The sequence below is a fragment of the Erythrobacter sp. genome (assembly GCF_035194505.1).
In the GTDB taxonomy this organism is placed as follows: Bacteria; Pseudomonadota; Alphaproteobacteria; order Sphingomonadales; family Sphingomonadaceae; genus Erythrobacter.
This window is the reverse complement of sequence record NZ_CP136573.1, coordinates 75,043-92,599: the sequence shown is the minus strand read 5'-3', so window position 1 is coordinate 92,599 and position 17,557 is coordinate 75,043. Positions and strand designations below refer to the sequence as shown.

Below are 17,557 nucleotides of genomic sequence, written 5' to 3'. Positions count from 1 at the left end.
CTCTTGTTCATAGCTTGAAGAAGGGAATTAGTCCTTCAAGAAGTCGGGAAGCCCGGCCGGACCGCTGTCACGGTCACGACCGCCGCGATCGCCACCGCGACCGCCGCGATCGCCGCCACGGCCACCACGATCACCCCGCGGACCACGACGGTCACCGCCGCGATCACCACGATCACCGCGCGGTTCACGCGGTTCGCGGGGCGGACGGGTGTCCTCCAGCTCTTCGCCGGTTTCCTGATCAACCACGCGCATCGACAGGCGGACCTTGCCGCGGTTGTCGATCTCGAGCACCTTGACCTTCACTTCCATGCCTTCGGAAACGACATCGGTCGGCTTCTCGACGCGCTCGTTGCGCATTTCCGAGACGTGGACGAGACCGTCCTTGCCGCCCATGAAGTTCACGAAAGCGCCGAAGTCGACGATGTTGACGACCTTGCCGTTGTAGATCTTGCCGACTTCAGCTTCCTCGACGATGCCGAGGATCCACTTCTTCGCCGCTTCGATCTCGTCGAGGTTCGAGGAGCTGATCTTGATCACGCCCTCGTCATCGATGTCGACCTTGGCGCCGGTTTCGGCGACGATCTCGCGGATCACCTTGCCGCCGGTGCCGATGACGTCACGGATCTTCGACTTGTCGATCTGGATCGTCTCGATGCGCGGCGCGTGCTTGCTGACTTCGGTGCGGGCACCGGTCAGGGCCTTGGCCATTTCACCAAGGATGTGCATGCGGCCGGCCTTCGCCTGCTCGAGCGCCTTGGCCATGATCTCCTGCGTGATGCCGGCGATCTTGATGTCCATCTGCATGGTGGTGATGCCAGCTTCGGTACCGGCAACCTTGAAGTCCATGTCGCCAAGGTGATCTTCGTCACCCAGGATGTCCGACAGAACGGCAAAGTCGCTGCCTTCGAGGATCAGGCCCATGGCGATGCCCGAGACCGGAGCCTTCACCGGAACGCCCGCGTCCATCATCGAAAGACAGCCGCCGCACACGGTCGCCATCGACGACGAGCCGTTGGACTCGGTGATGTCCGACAGAACGCGGATGGTGTAAGGGAAGTCTTCCTTGCTCGGCAGCACGGGGTTCAGCGCGCGCCAGGCGAGCTTGCCGTGGCCGACTTCGCGGCGACCCGGTGCGCCGAAGCGGCCGACTTCACCGACCGAATAGGGCGGGAAGTTGTAGTGCAGCATGAAGCTGGAATAGCTCAGGCCTTCCAGACCATCGATCATCTGCTCGGAATCCTTGGTGCCGAGCGTGGTGGTGCAGATCGCCTGGGTTTCGCCGCGGGTGAACAGCGACGAACCATGGGTGCGCGGCAGGAAACCGACGATCGCTTCGATCGGGCGGACCTGATCGAGCTTGCGGCCATCAATGCGGCTGCCTTCCTTGAGGATGGCGGTGCGCACGATGTCGGCCTCGACCTTCTTCATGGTCTTGATCGCGACCATCTGGGTCTGCGGGGTTTCGTCCGCAAAAGCAGCCTTGGCCTTGGCCCGCGCCTCGTTCAGCGCATTCGAACGCGCCGACTTGTCGGTGAGCTTGTAGGCGGCGGCGATATCCTTGCCGACGAGATCCTTGAGCTTCGCCTTGATGTCGGCCGTGTTGTCCGACAGGTCGACGACCCACGGATCCTTGGCGGCCTGTTCGGCGAGGCTGATGATGGCGCCGATCACCTTGCGGATTTCGTCATGCGCAAACATCACAGCGCCGAGCATTTCGGCTTCGGTCAGTTCCTTGGCTTCGGATTCGACCATCATCACGGCCGTGTCCGTGGCGGCGACCACGAGGTCGAGACGACCTTCGGCAAGCGCCTTGTCCTGCTTCGGGTTGAGGACATATTCGCCATCGATGAAGCCGACGCGTGCAGCGCCGATCGGCCCCATGAAGGGCACGCCCGAAATCGTCAGCGCAGCCGAAGCGGCGATCATCGCGACGATATCGGCTTCGGTTTCGCCGTCAAACGAAAGGACCTGCGCGATAACGTTGATTTCGTTGTAGAAACCTTCGGGGAACAGCGGACGGATCGGACGGTCGATCAGGCGGCTGGTCAGCGTTTCCTTCTCGGTCGCGCCGCGTTCACGCTTGAAGAAGCCACCGGGGATACGGCCGGCAGCCGAGAACTTTTCCTGATAGTGGACGGTGAGCGGGAAGAAGTCCTGCCCTTCCTTCACCGACTTGGCGGCGGTGACTGCGCACAGCACCACGGTTTCGCCATAGGTCGCCAGCACGGCGCCATCGGCCTGACGGGCAATACGCCCGGTTTCCAGAGTGAGGGTCTTTCCGCCCCACTCCAGCGATACGGTTTTCGTGTCGAACATTGGTTTTCCTTCTGACCCGCGCGGCCATATTGCCGGGCGGGGCCTCATGTGCCGGGGAAACAACCGTCCCGGTCCGGTGCGGGGCACTGGTTTGGCCCCAAGGCGCAGCAGACCGAATGTCTGCCAGCCCCAAATGCAAGAAAGGCGGCCTCTAGAGCCGCCCTTCCCGCTAAACTCTTACTTACGCAGACCCAGCTTCTGGATCAGGGCGTTGTAGCGCTCGACATCCTTCTTCTTGAGATAGGCGAGCAGCGTGCGACGCTTGTTCACCATCATCAGAAGGCCACGACGCGAGTGGTTGTCCTTGTGGTGATCCTTGAAGTGCTCGGTCAGGTTGCGGATGCGCTCGGTGAGGATCGCGACCTGGACTTCGGGGCTGCCGGTGTCCTTGGGATCACGGGCGTTCGAGGAGATGATTTCCTGCTTCTTTTCGGCGGTCACCGACATGATATTCTCTTTCTACTCAGCGACATCGGATAGGTTGAAACCCCTGACGACCTTCGCCGTCCCCTCCGATATTTCCATCAGGGCAACCGGGACTGCGCCCAGCTTGGCCAGATAGAGCCCGGATGATTGGGGCATGCCAGACAGCACCCGGCCCTGTCGGACCGCCTGCGCGCTTGTCTGGTCGAGGTGAAGGGCCGGGATGTCGTCCAGCCCTGCCTCCAGCGGCAGGAGAAGGTGTTCAAGGCTCGCGCGCTTAGCGCTTTCCTCCAGATTGTCCAGCGAAATCGCCTGTTCCTCAAGGAACGGCCCGGCCTTGGTGCGCCTGAGATAGGTGACATGGCCACAAGTGCCCAGAGCATAGGCGATGTCGCGGGCTAGGCTCCGGATATAGGTGCCCTTGGAGACGTGGGCAACCAGAGTGATGGCGTCGAGCGGGCCTTGACCTTCGCCTTGGCGAATATCCAGCGCGTGGATCACCACCGCCCTCGCCCGCAATTCCACCACCTCTCCCGCCCGTGCCCGATCATAGGCGCGTTGGCCATCGACCTTGAGTGCGGAATAGGCCGGCGGCACCTGCTCGATCGGGCCGGTAAAGCGGGGGAGCACAGCTTCAACATCGGCCAGCGAGGGGCGCACATCACTCGTCGCGATCACGGCTCCTTCTGTATCGAGCGTCTCGGTCTCGGCCCCGAAGCGAAGCGTGAATTCGTAGACCTTGCTGGCATCGAGCATCCGCCCGGCAAGCTTGGTCGCCTCGCCCAGCGCGATCGGCAGCACACCTTCAGCCAGCGGATCGAGGGTGCCGCCGTGGCCGACCTTGGTTTTCGCATAGCCGTTCTGCCGCAGCACGCGCTTGACCGCGCTCACGCCCTGAGTGCTGCCAAGCCCGCGCGGCTTGTCGAGGATCAGCCAGCCCGAAAGCGGCGCAGGTTTGCCAGCCGTCTCCACCCCAAATCCTCGCTATCAGGCGATCAGAGCCGCGACCCAGTCGGCCAGCGCGAGATAGTAGCCGAGCACGAAGGTCACCGGCCCAATCAGCAGATCGCCCAGCCAGCTGGTGCCGAACACCCAACTCGCCGCCACCAGCACGAGGATCAGCGCCATGCCGATGCCCTGCAGCTTCTCCCACGGCGCCCGCAGCTGTTTGGGCAGAATGCCACCAACGATGTGCGAACCATCGAACGGCGGGATCGGCAGCAGGTTGAACAGGCCGAGGAACAGATTGACGAGAATGAAGTAGAACAACCCCGTCGCCAGCCACAATGGCTCGCCCGAAGCATCAATGAGCAGCGAAGTGCCGCCTGCCGCATCGCCGTCGAAGCCGGCCCCAAGCGGGATTGCCAGACCGAGCAGAACTGCACCGATGCCAGCGAGAACGAAATTGCTGCCCGGCCCTGCCGCGGCCACAGCCATCATGCCCAGGTGCGGATTGTTCAGCCGCCACTTGTTGACCGGCACAGGTTTGGCCCAGCCGAACACCGGCCCGCCCAAAAGCGCCAGCGCGCCGGGAACCAGCACCGTGCCGACCGGATCGACATGGGCGAGCGGATTGAGCGTCAGTCGCCCGCGCTCGCTCGCCGTCGGATCACCGAGCAAACGCGCGGCATAGCCATGCGCGACCTCGTGGAACACGATCGCAATCACCAAGGCGGGGATCAGCACGAGGCCGAGAAGGAAAGTTTGGCTCATCGCTTCCCAGATAGGATTGCGACCCGACGAAAGCCAGAGCGCACGCGATTAGGCGGCAAGCGCCCGCACAAAATGCTTGCGGCACAGCGCGACATAGCGGTCGTTGCCGCCGATTTCGGTCTGCTGGCCCTGCTTCACCGCCGCACCGCTTTCATCGACGCGCAGGTTCATCGTCGCTTTGCGCCCGCAGTGGCATACCCCCTTGAGCTCCACCAGCGCGTCCGCGATCCCCAGCAGCACCACCGAGCCGGGGAACAGCTCGCCCTGAAAATCGGTACGCAAGCCATAGCAGAGCACCGGAATGCCTGCCTCGTCCGCGAGCCGGGCCAATTGCCATACCTGTTCAGGTGCCAGAAACTGCGCCTCGTCTATCAGCACGCAATCAAGCAGTGTTCCGGCATGGACAGCGCTGACTTCGGACCAAAGATCGGTGTCGGGGTGGAACCGCTGCGCTGCGCTCTCCAGTCCGATCCGGCTTTTTACCAGCCCGGCCGAGCGGCTGTCGAGCGCCGCAGTCCATAACATCGTGCGCATGCCGCGTTCGCGATAATTGAAATCGGCCTGCAACAGGTGCGAGGATTTGCCGGCATTCATGCTGGCATAGTAGAAATAGAGCTTGGCCATCGCGACAGCCTAACCGTTTGGCCTGCGCGGGGCGAGGCGGGGGTTGACCCTTTTGCCCGGTTGAAGCGTATTAGGAACCATGATGACCAAACCGATTTCCCGCCTGCGCCTGATGCTGCTGCCCTTGGTGGCGGTGTTCGCGCTTGCCAATATCGGCGCGCCGCAGCGTTATGTGCTCGATTCCTCCGCCAGCAATGTCTCGGCCAAGGTCCCGTTCTTCGGCCTCGCCAGCAAGACCGCACGTTTCCCGCGCATGCAGGGCGCAGTGACAATCGTGCCGGGTGCCCCCGAGCGCGCGCTGATCGACGTCACCTTCGATGCCACCGCGATCGAAGCGCCCGACTCTGTCACCCTCGCAAGGCTGCGCGGCGACAAGTTCTTCTGGGTGGAGAAATATCCGACGATCCGCTTCCTCGGCCGCTCGATCAAGCTGTCGAGCGCGACGCGGGGCACGGTGAGCGGAGAACTGACAGCGCGCGGTGTCACCCGTCCGGCGACACTTGCTGTCACCTTCGATGCCGATCCACTGGCCCGCGCAGGCCAGCCGGTCAGCTTCACCGGCACCACCACCATCGACCGGCGCGCCTACGGGATGAAATCCTATCAGCTGATCGTCGGTAATGAGGTGGACATCATCCTGAAGGCGCGGATGCTGCCGAAGTAGGCGCTATTCGCCCTCGTCATCCGCATCCAGATCGCGGGCGACCTTGGGATCGCGCAGCAACGCCTCGATCCGGTCGGCCTCGGCAAAGCTTTCATCCTTGCGGAAGCGCAGCTTGGGCGCGAATTTGAGCCCCAGCCGCTGAGCGACCTCGCGCTGGAGAAAGGCGGTGTTCTGCCTGAGGGCGTGGACGACTTGCTCGTCGCCCGCACCCAGCAACGGCTTCACATAGGCCGTCGCATGGCGCAGGTCAGGGGTCATGCGCACCTCGGTGACCGAGATGTTGGATGCGCTCACCACATCGTCATGCACTTCGCCGCGCGCGAGCAGTTCGGACAGGATGTGCCGCACCCGCTCGCCCACCTTGAGGACGCGGACCGATTGCTGCTCGGCAGTAAAGGGTGCCTTGGCCATCAGCGGGTCATCCCGGTCTGTTCAGGAGTTGGGCGCGGCGTGGGGATCGCGGTAGAGGTGGCACGGGCATGGAGCGTGCCGTCTTCCGCCAGCAGCTCACCTTCCAGAAAGATCACCCGCTGCCCGGCGCGCACCACCCGGCCTTTGCCGATCAGCGGCCCTTCCGGGATCAGCCGGATGAGGCTCATCGATATCTCGAGATTGAGCGGAGCCATGACGCCGCCGGTCGCCGCGACATAGGCATAGCCCATCACGTCATCGAGATAGCCCGCCACCAGCCCGCCCTGCACGCCCCCGCGCCAGGTGGTCATCTCGCGCTTCACCATGAAGCGCATGGTCACGGTCTGCGTAGCCTCGTCGAAGCTGACGAACTCGCTGCCGAGCAGCGCCGTATGCGGCGACTGCCCGGCATCGTCTGGGTAGTGTTCGTTCCCGCTCACAGCGTCCGCTCACGCTCCTCGACCGAGAAGACTTCGAGCATGTCGCCCGCCTTGATGTCGTTGGTGTCTTCAAGCACCACACCGCATTCGAGGCCGGTGCGCACTTCGTCGACATCGTCCTTGAAGCGCCGCAGCGAGGCGATCTTGGTGGCCGAGACGATAACGTCCTGACGGGTAAGACGCGCGAAGAGACCCTTGCGGATCGCGCCTTCCAGAACCAGCAGGCCAGCGGCCTTGTCCTTCTTGCCCGCAGGGAACACCTGCTTGACCTCGGCACGGCCGACCACGGTTTCGATCCGCTCCGGCCCGAGCTCGCCCGCCATCTCCTTGGCGACTTCATCGGTGAGGTGATAGATGACATCGTAATACATCATCCGCACCCCGTCGCGCTTGACGAGGTCGCGTGCCTTAGCGTTGGGGCGCACGTTGAAGCCGATGATCGGCGCCTTCGAGGCCGCTGCCAGCAGCACGTCGCTTTCCGTGATCGCCCCCACGCCTGCATTGAGCACGCGGACCTTGATCTCGTCATTCGAGAGGTTGTGGAGCGCATTGACGATCGCTTCGACCGAGCCCTGCACGTCGGCCTTCACCACCACCGGGAATTCGATGACGTTGGAGGCGAGGTTGTTGAACATCGTATCGAAGTTGGTCGGCGCCAGCGCAGTGCGCTTTTCGGTGGCGATTTCCTGACGATACTTGGCGACCTCGCGGGCGCGCTGCTCGTTCTCGACCACGGTGAGCTGATCGCCCGCCGACGGCACACCGCCGAGGCCGAGCACCTCGACCGGCATCGAGGGGCCGGCTTCCTTGATCTGCTGCCCCTTGTCATCGACGATGGCGCGCACCTTGCCGCTCTGCGTACCGACGACGAAGGTATCGCCGCGCTTCAGCGTGCCGCGGGTGACCAGCACGGTCGCCACAGGCCCGCGTCCCTTGTCGAGCTGGGCTTCGATCACGGTCGCTTCGGCATCGCGGTCGGGCCGCGACTTCAGTTCGAGCAGTTCGGCCTGCAAGCCAATCGCCTCGATGAGCTTGTCGAGCCCGGCGCCGGTCTTGGCCGAAACCTCGACATCCTGCACTTCGCCCGACATCGCCTCGACCACGATTTCGTGTTCGAGCAGACGTTCACGGATCTTCTGCGGGTTGTACTCGGGCTTGTCCGACTTGGTGATCGCCACGATCATCGGCACGCCGGCCGCCTTGGTGTGATTGATCGCCTCGATCGTCTGCGGCATCAGCCCGTCATCGCCCGCTACCACCAGAATGACGATGTCGGTGACATTGGCACCGCGCATGCGCATCTCGGTAAAGGCCGCGTGACCCGGGGTGTCGAGGAAGGTGATCTTCTGCTTGTCCTTGGTCGTGATCTGGTAGGCACCGATGTGCTGGGTGATGCCGCCGGCCTCGCCCTTCACCACATCGGTTCCGCGCAGCGCATCAAGCAGGCTGGTCTTGCCGTGATCGACGTGGCCCATGATCGTGACCACCGGCGGACGCGGACGCAGGGTCTCTTCCGGATCGGCATCCTCGCTGGTGTCGATGTCGACATCGCTCGCCGAGACGCGGGTGATGTTGTGGCCAAACTCCTCGACCAGCAGCTCTGCGGTGTCCTGATCGATGGTCTGGTTGACCGTGACCATCATCCCCATGTTGAACAGCGCCTTGACCAGATCCGCACCCTTTTCGGCCATGCGGTTGGCAAGTTCGCTCACGGTGATCGCCTCGGGCACAACCACGTCGCGCACCTGCTTCTCGCGCGGCTTGGAGGGGCCACCCTGACCACGGCGTTCCTTCTCGCGCGCACGCTTCAAGGCGGCGAGACTACGCGCACGGCGGCCTTCATCCTCGTTCAAAGCCCGCGTGACGGTCAGCTTGCCTGAACGGCGGTTGTCCTTGCCTTCGTCGCTCGGTGCTGCGCGCTTGTCGTCCTTCTTCTTGCCCTTGACCTCGGGCCGCTTAGGCTCGGGCCGTTCGACGGGCGTGAACCTGCGCGCAGCAGGCACGGTGTCGCCCTTGCCGGCCGGGGCAGCAACGCTGTCGCCGGCATCTTCATCGGCAGGCGCCGCGGCGCTGTCCTCGGCAGGCGAGGCAACGGGAGCAGCGGCACGCTGCTTTTCGGCCTCTTCTTCCGCACGGCGATTGTCTTCGGCCCGGCGACGCTCTTCTTCTTCGCGCTCGCGGGCTTCGGCTTCCTCACGCTTGCGCGCTTCTTCGGCCATCCGCAGCCGTTCTTCCTCGGCCTCAAGCTGGAGGCGCTTCACGCGCTCCTGCGGGGTCTCGCCAGCCGGCGCCGGACGGGCCGGGCGCGGCGCGGGTGCGGGCCTTTCAGCAACCGGCGGGGGCGGCGGAGGCGGCGGCGGGGGGGGCGGCGGCGGAGCCGCTTCACCGGGCTTGCCGAGCACGCGGCGGCGCTTCACCTCGACCACCACCTTGTTGGTGCGGCCGTGGCTGAAGGTCTGCTTGACCTCGCCCGCATCGACCGAGCGCTTGAGGCCCAGAGGTTTGCGGATGCGCTGGTTGTCGTTGTCGTCGCTCATTATCGCTCGTCAGTCCTTCACGTATTCATCATATGCCGAACGGCCAGCCGGAAGCGGCCGATCGCTGTGGCCGGGCGTATCCCGGCCAGAATTGTCCACCAAGTCGCGCCCGGCGCCGGCAGTGTAGCCAGCGACAAAATGCGAAAGTCGGGAAACCGCCTGCAGCACCCGCGTCGCGGCGCGCATGTCACCGGAATGACCGGCAACGCCAAGGTGGACGACATTGTCGCGGCCCAATGCCACAGACAAAGCATTGCGGTCCAGAGGCAAGACCAGTCCGCGCAAGCCCGAACCTTCCGCGTCGCTGCCCACGCGCCAGGCCTGATCGAGCTTGCGCCGCCCATCCTTGCTGCTGTCGCTGGCGTGGAGCAAGGCTGCGACCCGGCCGGACCGCGCCTGCTCCTCGATCCGGGCCGAGCCCAGCACGATATTGCCTGAGCGCAGCTCCAGCCCCAGGCGGTCACACAGATGACGCGCCAAAGCGCCTTCGACGAGGGCGGGAAGATCGGCCGGAATGGTCAGGGCGGCGCCCTTGAAGGCGCGCATCAGAGCCCGCTTCAAGCCGCCATCGGCCATCGCTGCTTCCAGCTCTAGCCGGCTGACACCAATCCACGCCCCACGCCCTGGCGCCTTCGCAGCAGGATCGGGCAGCACCAGACCATCGGGCGAAATCGCCAGCCGCACGAGCGCATCACGCGCGTCATGCTCCCCGGAGAGGATACAGCGCCGCTCGCTCCCGGCCTTGGCGGGAAGCGACGGCTCAGCGATGTCGGACGTCAGGCGCTCATTGGGTGGAGTCCGCATGGGCGGCCTCCTCGGTCGGCTCGTCGTCGAACCAGTGTGCGCGGGCAGCCATGATGATCTCGTTGCCCTGCTCTTCGCTGAGACCATATTCGCCAAGCACACCGCCCTTGTCGCCTTCGCGCTGCGGACGCCGCTGCGGCGGGCCATCGGCAGCCCCGCGACGACGCGGCGCTTCGCGCTTCTTGGCGATCAGTTCGTCGGTGGCGAGATCCGCCAGATCGTCGAGCGTCTTGATGCCCGCCTTGCCGAGCGTGACCAGCATCGCTTCGGTGAGGTGCGGCATCTCGGACAGCGCATCTTCGACGCCCAGAGCGCGGCGCACTTCGCGGTGCGCCGCCTCTTGCCGTTCGAGAGCTTCGAGAGCGCGGCTCTGGAGTTCCTCGGCCAGTTCATCGTCGAAGCCTTCGATGCTGGCGAGTTCGGCGAGATCGACATAGGCCACTTCCTCGAGCTCGGCGAAGCCTTCGGCCACCAGCAGCTGCGAGAGGGTTTCGTCGACGTCGAGCTCTTCCTCAAACATCTTCGAACGCTCGGCGAATTCCTTCGAGCGCTTCTCCGATGCCTCTTCCTCGGTCATAATGTCGATCTGGTGGCCGGTCAGCTGGCTCGCCAGACGGACGTTCTGGCCGCGGCGACCGATCGCGAGGCTGAGCTGTTCATCCGGCACTACCACTTCGATACGGCCGTCATCCTCGTCGAGCACGACGCGGCTCACCGTGGCGGGCTGCAACGCGTTGACGACGAAGGTCGCGGTGTCTTCCGACCAGGGGATGATGTCGATCTTCTCGCCCTGAAGTTCCTGCACCACCGCCTGCACGCGGCTGCCCTTCATGCCCACGCAGGCGCCGACCGGATCGATGCTGGAATCGTGGCTGATCACACCGATCTTGGCGCGGCTGCCCGGGTCGCGGGCGGCGGCCTTGATCACGATGATGCCGTCGTAGATTTCGGGCACTTCCTGCGCGAACAGCTTCTTCATGAAATCGGGATGCGCGCGGCTCAAAAAGATCTGCGGCCCGCGATTGTTGCGCTCGACCTTGGTGATCAGCGCGCGCACGCGCTCACCGGTACGGGCGGCTTCGCGCGGGATCTGCTGATCGCGACGGATCACGCCCTCGGCGCGGCCGAGGTTGACGATCACGTGGCCGAACTCGACCGACTTGATCACGCCGGTGATGATTTCGCCGGCGCGGTCCTTGAATTCTTCGTACTGACGCTCGCGCTCGGCATCGCGAACCTTCTGGAAGATCACCTGCTTGGCCGACTGCGCGTCAATACGGCCCAGATCGACCGGGGGCAGCGGATCGACGATGAAGTCACCCACCTTGGCGCCCGGCTGGAGCTTTTCGCCCTGCTTCAGATCGACCTGCTTGAAGTAGTCCTCGACCACATCGACCACTTCGACCACGCGCCACAGCGTGAGATCGCCGGTCAGCGGATCGAGCTTTGCACGGATGTCGTTTTCCGCGCCGTAGCGGTTGCGCGCCGATTTCTGGATCGCCTCTTCCATCGCCTCGATGACGATCGCCTTGTCGATCATCTTTTCCGAGGCAACCGCGTTGGCGATCGCGAGGAGTTCGGCCTTGTTGGCGGAAATGGCACTGGCCATCAGTCGTCTGCCTTTTCTTGCTGGGAGTCTTCGATAAGTTCGTCTGCTCCGCTCATGTCGAGCGGGCGGGTGGCGGCAATCAGCGCGTCGGTGAGGACGAGCCGGGCCGAATGGATCTGTTCGAGCGGCAAGCGCACGTTGCCGGCCTTGGCCTCGGCCACCAGCACCATGTCGCCTTCAAGCCCGCCAAGCAGGCCCTTGTTGACGCGCTGGCCGCCATAGCCCTTGTCCATGACAATCCGCACTTCGTGCCCGGCCCAGTTCGCGTAGTCCTTTTCGCGGGTCAGCGGACGATCGATGCCCGGCGAGGATACTTCGAGGTGGTAGGCGCCTTCGATCAGCACTTCGCCAGCCTCTTCGGCAGCGTCGATCACATCGGACACACGGCGCGACAGGGCGGCGCATTGGTCGATCACCAGCTGGCCGGTGGCCGGATCTTCGGCCATGATCTGGAGCGCCATGCCGCCATCACCTGCCTCGGACGGAAGCATCGCGACGCGCACAAGATCAAAGCCGAGCGCGGTGGCCTCGGGTTCGATCAGTGCAGTCAGGCGCGCGATATCGGCCATTGGTTCTCCGGTCGGAAGACATATTTGCAACGCGTTTCGGGCCGGCCCCCGGAGGCGCCAGCATCCAAACCTTGTCACGACAATGCCGGGATTGCGGCCCACTTAGGCGCGGATGCGCGGTTTGGCAAGTGCCTAGCTTGTGCGGGCCGGTGTCAGAGACGGATCTGCCCTTCGACCCAGCTGCGCACCTGTTCGCGAAGCATTTCGCGTTCACGCTGCTCGAACCCCTCGGCAAAATGCCGCACATCGAGGACCGCTGCCTCGTCGAGAGGTTCGTCAAACGTCAAGCCGTTGATACCCCCGCCATCACCGAGCTCGCGCCACACCACCTCGGCAAACACCTCGAAGCCAGCCAGCCGCAGATAAAGCATGTCTCCCGGCGGCAAGGGGTCGGCAAGACCGATGCGGGCGCCGGTGCGGGACAGATCGAGCAGCACGCAGGTGCCGGTCGCATGGGTCGCAAGCAGACGCGCCGGGATCGCCAGGCGCAGGCGTGCGAAAGCCCGCCTTCCCGGAAGGATCCGGCGCGCCGGATCGCTGCCGGGTTGCGCTTTGGCGAGATAGACAGGCTGGGCCATTGCAGGCCACGTTGCCACCTGTCGATGAAATCGCGCCGAAACCTGCCCTAGGGATAACTTCTGTGGATTTCGTTGCACCTGTCAGCGGACGAAGCGCTTACTCGGCCCAGCCGTCGTCACCTTCGGAGGGGACCTTCGTGCCCGCGTCCTGCTCGCCGGCCGATGCGGCTGCCGCGCTGTAGCCCCAGCCGTCTTTCCCCATCTCATGAGCAACGCGCTGCGCCTTTTCTGCCGCAATAGCCTTTTCCCCGACCCGCTCCACCACCTCTGGCGCGACCGTCGCGACACCCGCGGTGAAAAACAGACCGATCAGCAAACCGGCCACCACAACCAACCCGACGATGAAACGGATCGAGCTGGTCACGTTTTCGACGATATCGACAATGAAACGCATGGAGGGGCTCACTGGTAGCTGCTGAACCCGCACAGACTAACTTGCAATTCTTAGCAATCGGTTAGGCACCCGGGCTGCCGTCCTGGCTTTCCATGATCCCGTGCTTGCGGATCGCATGACGGAGTTGGTCATAGGTCAGCCCCAGCGCCCTTGCGGTCTGGCGCTGGTTCCAGCGGTGCTTGCCGAGCGCATGTTCAAGGATCGCGCGCTCATGTGCATCGACAGCGGCGCGCAGGTCCTCGACCGTATCGAAGTCGCTGGCCGCCGGTGCGGCGGCGCGTGGCTGGCCAGCCGATGCGGCCGGCGCGCCTGCGGAACTGCGGCGATGCTCCGGCGGGCGCGGTCGCCATGGACTGTCGAAGGGATCGAACTGCACATGGGCAATCGGGCTGTCGTAATCGCCCCAGCGGTAGACCGCGCGCTCGATCACGTTGCGCAGCTCGCGAACATTGCCCGGCCAGTGATAGTCCTCGAGGCTCGTCATCACATGCGCCGCAAAGCCGGGCCAGCGATCCCAATCAAGCTCGGCCGCCATGCGTCGCCCGAAATATTCGGCCAGCACCCCGATATCACCCTCGCGCACCCGCAGCGGCGGCAGGGTGATGACTTCGAAACTCAGCCGGTCGAGCAGATCCGCACGGAATTCGCCGCTGGCCGCCAGCCCGGGCAGATCGTCGTTGGTTGCCGCGACAATCCGCACATCGACCCGGATCGGACGCGAGGCACCGATGCGGGTGACCTCGCCATATTCGACCGCACGCAGAAGCCGCTCCTGCGCACCCATCGACAATGTGCCAAGCTCGTCGAGAAACAGCGTGCCGCGATCGGCTTCCTCGAAACGGCCCGCGCGCGCCTTGGTTGCCCCGGTGAAGGCTCCCGCCTCATGCCCGAACAGCTCGGCCTCGATCAGGGTTTCGGGCAAGGCCGCGCAATTCATGGTAACGAGCGGCTCGTCCCAGCGGCTGGAGAGGCGATGGAGACGTTCGGCGATCAGCTCCTTGCCGGTGCCGCGCTCACCGATCACCAGCACCGGACGGTTCATCGACGCCGCGCGGCTGGCGCGCTCGACCGCGTCGAGAAAGGCGCCCGATTGGCCTATGAACTGGCTCTCGCGTTCCATGGCCAACCTGTAGCAATTTTCACCAATGCTTGGCAATAGCCACCAATGATGACCCAGCGAAATCCATTAAAAATCCCTGATTTCCGCCATTTTTCGAGTTTGGCACGGCGGTTGCAAATTCACTGGCAACACCACCGACTTTCACTTTGGGAGGCCCAAATGATCAACCGCAACACCGCGCAGAGCAGCTTCTGGAGCACCAAGCTCGGGCAGGCCGCAATGGCCAGCATCGCAGCGATGGTGATGATGATCGCGCTGTCCTCGCAGATCCAGCCGGGCGCGGCCCATGCCGCCCCTGTCGTCCACCCCGCGTCGGGCTCCGGCGCGGTGATCGAGATTGCCTGAGATGGGCGATCCCCGTGACCCCCTCGGGCCGGAGCGTAGTGTCCCCCCCGCAGATGCTGCCGGTGACGCACGCCCCACAAGCGACAACCTGAGCAGCGATGCTCCGGCCCAACCTTCCCGCCTGCTGTCGTCCGGACGGCTGTCGCGGCTCGACGAGGAAATCGAAGCCTTGCGCCGCAGCCCCACCCCGACGCAATCTCGCGGTGACGCCCATAATGGCGATGCGCCGCGAGTCGCACCGCAGGACCGGGTCAATTCGTTTCTCGATGGAGTAGCCTTCATGGGCATTTTCAGCCGCACCCGCGACATCATTGCCGCCAACTTCAACGACATGCTCGACAAGGCAGACGACCCCACGAAGATGATCCGCATGATCATCCTCGAGATGGAGGAAACCCTGGTCGAAGTGCGCGCCTCGGCTGCACGCACCATCGCGGACCAGAAGGAAATGCATCGTCATTGCGTGAAGCTTGATCGCCTCCAGGCCGACTGGGCCGAGAAGGCTCAGCTTGCCCTTTCGAAGGATCGCGAGGATCTCGCCCGCGCTGCCCTCGTCGAAAAGAAGAAGGCCGGCGACATGGCCGACCAGCTCAAGACCGAGATCGCCGTGCTCGACGATGCCCTGCGCGCCTACGAGGACGACATCCAGAAGCTGCAGCACCGCCTGCGCGAAGCCCGCAGCCGCCAGACCGCGATCGCTGCGCGCCTCGAAAGCGCCGAGAACCGCGTCAAGCTGCGCACGCTGATGAGCACCGAGCGCACCGACGAGGCGCTGGCCCGCTTCGACCAGCTCGAACGCCGCGTCGACTACGCCGAGGGCCGCGCCGACGCCTTGCAGATCGCGGAAGGCAAGCCCCCGTCGCTCGCCGATGAAATTGCCGCACTCGCCGGTTCGGACGCGATCGATGACGAATTGGAAGCCATGAAGAAGGCGCTCGGCAAGGCCGACGACGGGAAGGGAGAATAAGCCATGGAAATCGAAGGTGTCATGGCCATCGGCGCGATCTTTATCGCCCTGCCGTGGATGGTGCTCCACTACATGACCAAGTGGAAGACCGCGCCGACCATCACTGCTGATGACGAGGTGTTGCTTGAGGAGCTCTACAACCTCGCCAAGCGGCTCGATGAACGGATGGACACGGTCGAGCGGCTCGTCGCAGCCGATGATCCGGACTTCACCCCCGCCCGCCGCCTGATCGCCGACCAGGAAAAAGACAACCAGCAGCTGCGCGAACTCGAAGCGCTGATTGCCGAGAAGAAAGGAACCCGCGCATGAACAGCCCCCGCACCACGCTTTACCGCGACAAGCACAATGCCAAGCTGATGGGTGTCTGCGCAGGGATCGCCGACTACACCGGGGTCAATGTCTTCTGGGTCCGTCTCGGAACGCTCGCACTGTCGCTCGGGCTCGGCTGGCCGATCTTCGCCTACTTCATCGCCGGCTTCATCCTCAACAAGAAGCCGCCCTATCTCTACCGCGATGAGAGCGAGCAGAAGTACTGGCAGGGCGTGCGCCAGAGCCCGCGCCGCACGGCCCGCGAGATCCGCTCGAGCTTCCGCGATATCGACCGCCGGCTGGCCGCCGTGGAAACCCACTACGTCAGCAGCAATCCGCGCCTGACCGCCGAAATCGAGCGGCTGCGCTAAGCCTGCACACCAGCAACAGGGGACTGCAAAACATGGAAGGTTATCTTGCCCTGATGATCCCGATCGTCGCGCTGATGATCCCGATTGTCGCCATCTGGACCAAGCACCAGCAGCGGCTGGCCGAAATGCAGATCGGCGCGACCGCCGAGCAGACCGCCGAGAAGGCCGCGCAATATGCCAGCCATATCCAGCGGCTCGAAGACCGCGTCCAAGTGCTCGAGCGCATCGTCACCGATGGCGGCTACAATGTCGCCGCCCAGATCGAAGCCTTGCGCGACACCCGCCGGGTGGATGAAGGCGCGGGCGTGCCGCTCGGCATCGAAAAGAAGGAACGTGTCTGATGTTTCATGACCCTGGCGCTATTGTCGCCATCGTGGTGGTCTGCACCATGGGTTGGCTCATCAACAACTGGATCCGCGCCAAGCATGGCTATGCCCTCGAAGACGAATGGGGCGGCAAAACCGAGCGCAAGGACACCGCCGAGACCCTGCGTCTCAAGACAGAGAACAAGGCGCTCCATGACAAGGTCGATGCGATGCAGGACCGGCTGGTCGTGCTCGAAAAGATTGTCACTGATCGCGGCTATTCGCTGGCCGCCGAGATCGAGGCGCTGCGCGATGACAACGGCGCACCGATCGGGCTCGCGCAGACCACCAAAAAGGAACGTGTGTAATGGAACCTGCTGATTTTCTGCCCTATCTTGGCTGGATCATCGCCGGCGGCTTCGTGCTCGGCGCGATGGGGATCCTGACCTCGTTCCAGAACACCCGGATGAAGATCAAGAACGGCTATCCGCTCGAAGGCATGTGGGGCCAGTCGCTGAAGCCGGGCTCCGACAAGGAAACCGCGCACCGCGTGACCCTGCTGACCCAGGAGAATGCCGAGCTGCGCGCGGAACTGGGTTCGATGAAGGACCGTCTCGCCAATGTCGAACGCATCGTCACCGATGGTGGATACCACCTCGGCGCCGAGATCGACGCCCTGCGTGACCGCGCGCTCTCGAACCTGACCGACAAGGGCGAAGCGTAATGAGCAGCTGGGCGATTGTCGCCCTGGTGGGCATCATCATCTGGGGTGTGGTCGAGATTGCCCGCGCCCGCGCCGGGATCGTAACCGACGAGGACGGCAACCAGAAACTTGCCGCCCGCGATGAAACGGGCGGGCGCGCCGAACTTGAAGCGGCACGGCGCGAGCTGACCGACCTCAAGGAGCGGGTGAAGGTGCTCGAACGCATCGCCACCGACGCAAATACCGGTGATGCCCGCGAACAGGCGCGCATTGCAGCGGAAATCGAAGCCCTGAGGGCACAGCCCGACTCACAGGGAAAGACGCGGGCTCTGCCTGCAGCAAAGGAGGAATAGTC

23 protein-coding genes are annotated in these 17,557 nt (G+C 64.1%); 9 read left to right on the top strand and 14 right to left on the bottom strand.

Annotation, left to right across the window (positions count from 1 at the left end):
• Positions 1 to 27: 27 nt before the first annotated feature.
• The 5 genes from pnp to RSE14_RS00510 all read right to left on the bottom strand — a co-directional run bounded on the left by pnp (position 28) and on the right by RSE14_RS00510 (position 5,076).
• Entirely contained in the window at positions 28 to 2,316 is a 2,289-nt protein-coding gene (gene pnp, locus RSE14_RS00530) for a polyribonucleotide nucleotidyltransferase (RefSeq protein ID WP_324075175.1), read from the bottom strand.
• Between the two features lie 177 nt (positions 2,317 to 2,493).
• Positions 2,494 to 2,763 carry a 30S ribosomal protein S15 gene (gene rpsO, locus RSE14_RS00525; protein WP_067403000.1) on the bottom strand — a complete coding sequence of 90 codons (270 nt, stop codon included), beginning with the start codon at positions 2,761 to 2,763 and terminating at the stop codon, positions 2,494 to 2,496.
• 12 nt (positions 2,764 to 2,775) lie between these two features.
• Positions 2,776 to 3,711, bottom strand: coding sequence for a tRNA pseudouridine(55) synthase TruB (gene truB / locus RSE14_RS00520; RefSeq protein WP_324075171.1), 936 nt, complete (start codon positions 3,709 to 3,711; stop codon positions 2,776 to 2,778).
• Between the two features lie 15 nt (positions 3,712 to 3,726).
• A complete protein-coding gene (locus RSE14_RS00515) occupies positions 3,727 to 4,452 on the bottom strand; it encodes a site-2 protease family protein (RefSeq protein WP_324075168.1) in 726 nt (241 codons plus the stop codon).
• A 48-nt stretch (positions 4,453 to 4,500) separates the two neighbouring features.
• Complete coding sequence (locus RSE14_RS00510; RefSeq protein WP_324075166.1) at positions 4,501 to 5,076, bottom strand: thymidine kinase; 576 nt, start codon at positions 5,074 to 5,076, stop codon at positions 4,501 to 4,503.
• A gap of 79 nt (positions 5,077 to 5,155) precedes the next feature.
• On the opposite strand from RSE14_RS00510, the gene RSE14_RS00505 reads away from it, so the two are divergent.
• Positions 5,156 to 5,740 (top strand): YceI family protein, encoded by a 585-nt coding sequence (locus RSE14_RS00505; protein WP_324075164.1) that lies wholly within the window; start codon positions 5,156 to 5,158, stop codon positions 5,738 to 5,740.
• A 3-nt stretch (positions 5,741 to 5,743) separates the two neighbouring features.
• Here the strand turns inward: RSE14_RS00505 and rbfA are convergent, their stop codons facing one another.
• From rbfA to pspF, 9 genes are all read right to left on the bottom strand, one after another.
• A complete protein-coding gene (rbfA, locus tag RSE14_RS00500; RefSeq protein WP_324075162.1) occupies positions 5,744 to 6,151 on the bottom strand; it encodes a 30S ribosome-binding factor RbfA in 408 nt (135 codons plus the stop codon).
• Positions 6,151 to 6,591, bottom strand: a complete 441-nt coding sequence (locus tag RSE14_RS00495; RefSeq protein WP_324075160.1) for a PaaI family thioesterase — start codon at positions 6,589 to 6,591, stop codon at positions 6,151 to 6,153. Before RSE14_RS00495 ends, rbfA begins: the two co-directional genes overlap by 1 nt.
• A complete protein-coding gene (gene infB, locus RSE14_RS00490; RefSeq protein ID WP_324075157.1) occupies positions 6,588 to 9,128 on the bottom strand; it encodes a translation initiation factor IF-2 in 2,541 nt (846 codons plus the stop codon). Before infB ends, RSE14_RS00495 begins: the two co-directional genes overlap by 4 nt.
• 9 nt (positions 9,129 to 9,137) lie before the next feature.
• On the bottom strand, positions 9,138 to 9,932 hold the full coding sequence (locus RSE14_RS00485; protein ID WP_324075154.1) for a DUF448 domain-containing protein: 795 nt from the start codon (positions 9,930 to 9,932) through the stop codon (positions 9,138 to 9,140).
• Positions 9,913 to 11,541: a transcription termination factor NusA gene (gene nusA / locus RSE14_RS00480; protein WP_324075152.1), complete on the bottom strand. Its 1,629-nt coding sequence runs from the start codon at positions 11,539 to 11,541 to the stop codon at positions 9,913 to 9,915. The genes RSE14_RS00485 and nusA overlap by 20 nt, the downstream gene beginning before the upstream one ends.
• Positions 11,541 to 12,110 (bottom strand): ribosome maturation protein RimP, encoded by a 570-nt coding sequence (gene rimP / locus RSE14_RS00475; RefSeq protein ID WP_324075150.1) that lies wholly within the window; start codon positions 12,108 to 12,110, stop codon positions 11,541 to 11,543. Before rimP ends, nusA begins: the two co-directional genes overlap by 1 nt.
• Before the next feature lie 152 nt (positions 12,111 to 12,262).
• Positions 12,263 to 12,688 (bottom strand): PilZ domain-containing protein, encoded by a 426-nt coding sequence (locus RSE14_RS00470; protein WP_324075147.1) that lies wholly within the window; start codon positions 12,686 to 12,688, stop codon positions 12,263 to 12,265.
• Between the two features lie 97 nt (positions 12,689 to 12,785).
• The gene (locus tag RSE14_RS00465; RefSeq protein WP_324075145.1) at positions 12,786 to 13,082 is read right to left on the bottom strand and encodes a hypothetical protein; all 297 of its coding nucleotides are present in this window, start codon (positions 13,080 to 13,082) and stop codon (positions 12,786 to 12,788) included.
• Positions 13,083 to 13,143: 61 nt separating this feature from the next.
• Positions 13,144 to 14,202, bottom strand: a complete 1,059-nt coding sequence (pspF, locus tag RSE14_RS00460) for a phage shock protein operon transcriptional activator (protein ID WP_324075143.1) — start codon at positions 14,200 to 14,202, stop codon at positions 13,144 to 13,146.
• A gap of 159 nt (positions 14,203 to 14,361) precedes the next feature.
• Here pspF and RSE14_RS00455 point away from each other — a divergent pair, with 159 nt between their 5' ends.
• From RSE14_RS00455 to RSE14_RS00420, 8 genes are read left to right on the top strand one after another with little or no spacing between them, the layout of a single operon-like run.
• A complete protein-coding gene (locus tag RSE14_RS00455) occupies positions 14,362 to 14,547 on the top strand; it encodes a hypothetical protein (RefSeq protein WP_324075141.1) in 186 nt (61 codons plus the stop codon).
• Position 14,548: 1 nt separating this feature from the next.
• Entirely contained in the window at positions 14,549 to 15,514 is a 966-nt protein-coding gene (pspA, locus tag RSE14_RS00450) for a phage shock protein PspA (RefSeq protein WP_416379355.1), read from the top strand.
• 3 nt (positions 15,515 to 15,517) lie between these two features.
• Complete coding sequence (gene pspB / locus RSE14_RS00445; protein ID WP_324075139.1) at positions 15,518 to 15,823, top strand: envelope stress response membrane protein PspB; 306 nt, start codon at positions 15,518 to 15,520, stop codon at positions 15,821 to 15,823.
• On the top strand, positions 15,820 to 16,194 hold the full coding sequence (gene pspC / locus RSE14_RS00440; RefSeq protein ID WP_324075137.1) for an envelope stress response membrane protein PspC: 375 nt from the start codon (positions 15,820 to 15,822) through the stop codon (positions 16,192 to 16,194). Before pspB ends, pspC begins: the two co-directional genes overlap by 4 nt.
• 32 nt (positions 16,195 to 16,226) lie before the next feature.
• Positions 16,227 to 16,535 (top strand): hypothetical protein, encoded by a 309-nt coding sequence (locus tag RSE14_RS00435; RefSeq protein ID WP_324075135.1) that lies wholly within the window; start codon positions 16,227 to 16,229, stop codon positions 16,533 to 16,535.
• Positions 16,535 to 16,867, top strand: coding sequence for a hypothetical protein (locus RSE14_RS00430; protein WP_324075133.1), 333 nt, complete (start codon positions 16,535 to 16,537; stop codon positions 16,865 to 16,867). Before RSE14_RS00435 ends, RSE14_RS00430 begins: the two co-directional genes overlap by 1 nt.
• Positions 16,867 to 17,223, top strand: coding sequence for a hypothetical protein (locus tag RSE14_RS00425; RefSeq protein ID WP_324075131.1), 357 nt, complete (start codon positions 16,867 to 16,869; stop codon positions 17,221 to 17,223). The genes RSE14_RS00430 and RSE14_RS00425 overlap by 1 nt, the downstream gene beginning before the upstream one ends.
• Complete coding sequence (locus RSE14_RS00420) at positions 17,223 to 17,555, top strand: hypothetical protein (RefSeq protein WP_324075129.1); 333 nt, start codon at positions 17,223 to 17,225, stop codon at positions 17,553 to 17,555. The genes RSE14_RS00425 and RSE14_RS00420 overlap by 1 nt, the downstream gene beginning before the upstream one ends.
• Positions 17,556 to 17,557 lie beyond the last annotated feature (2 nt).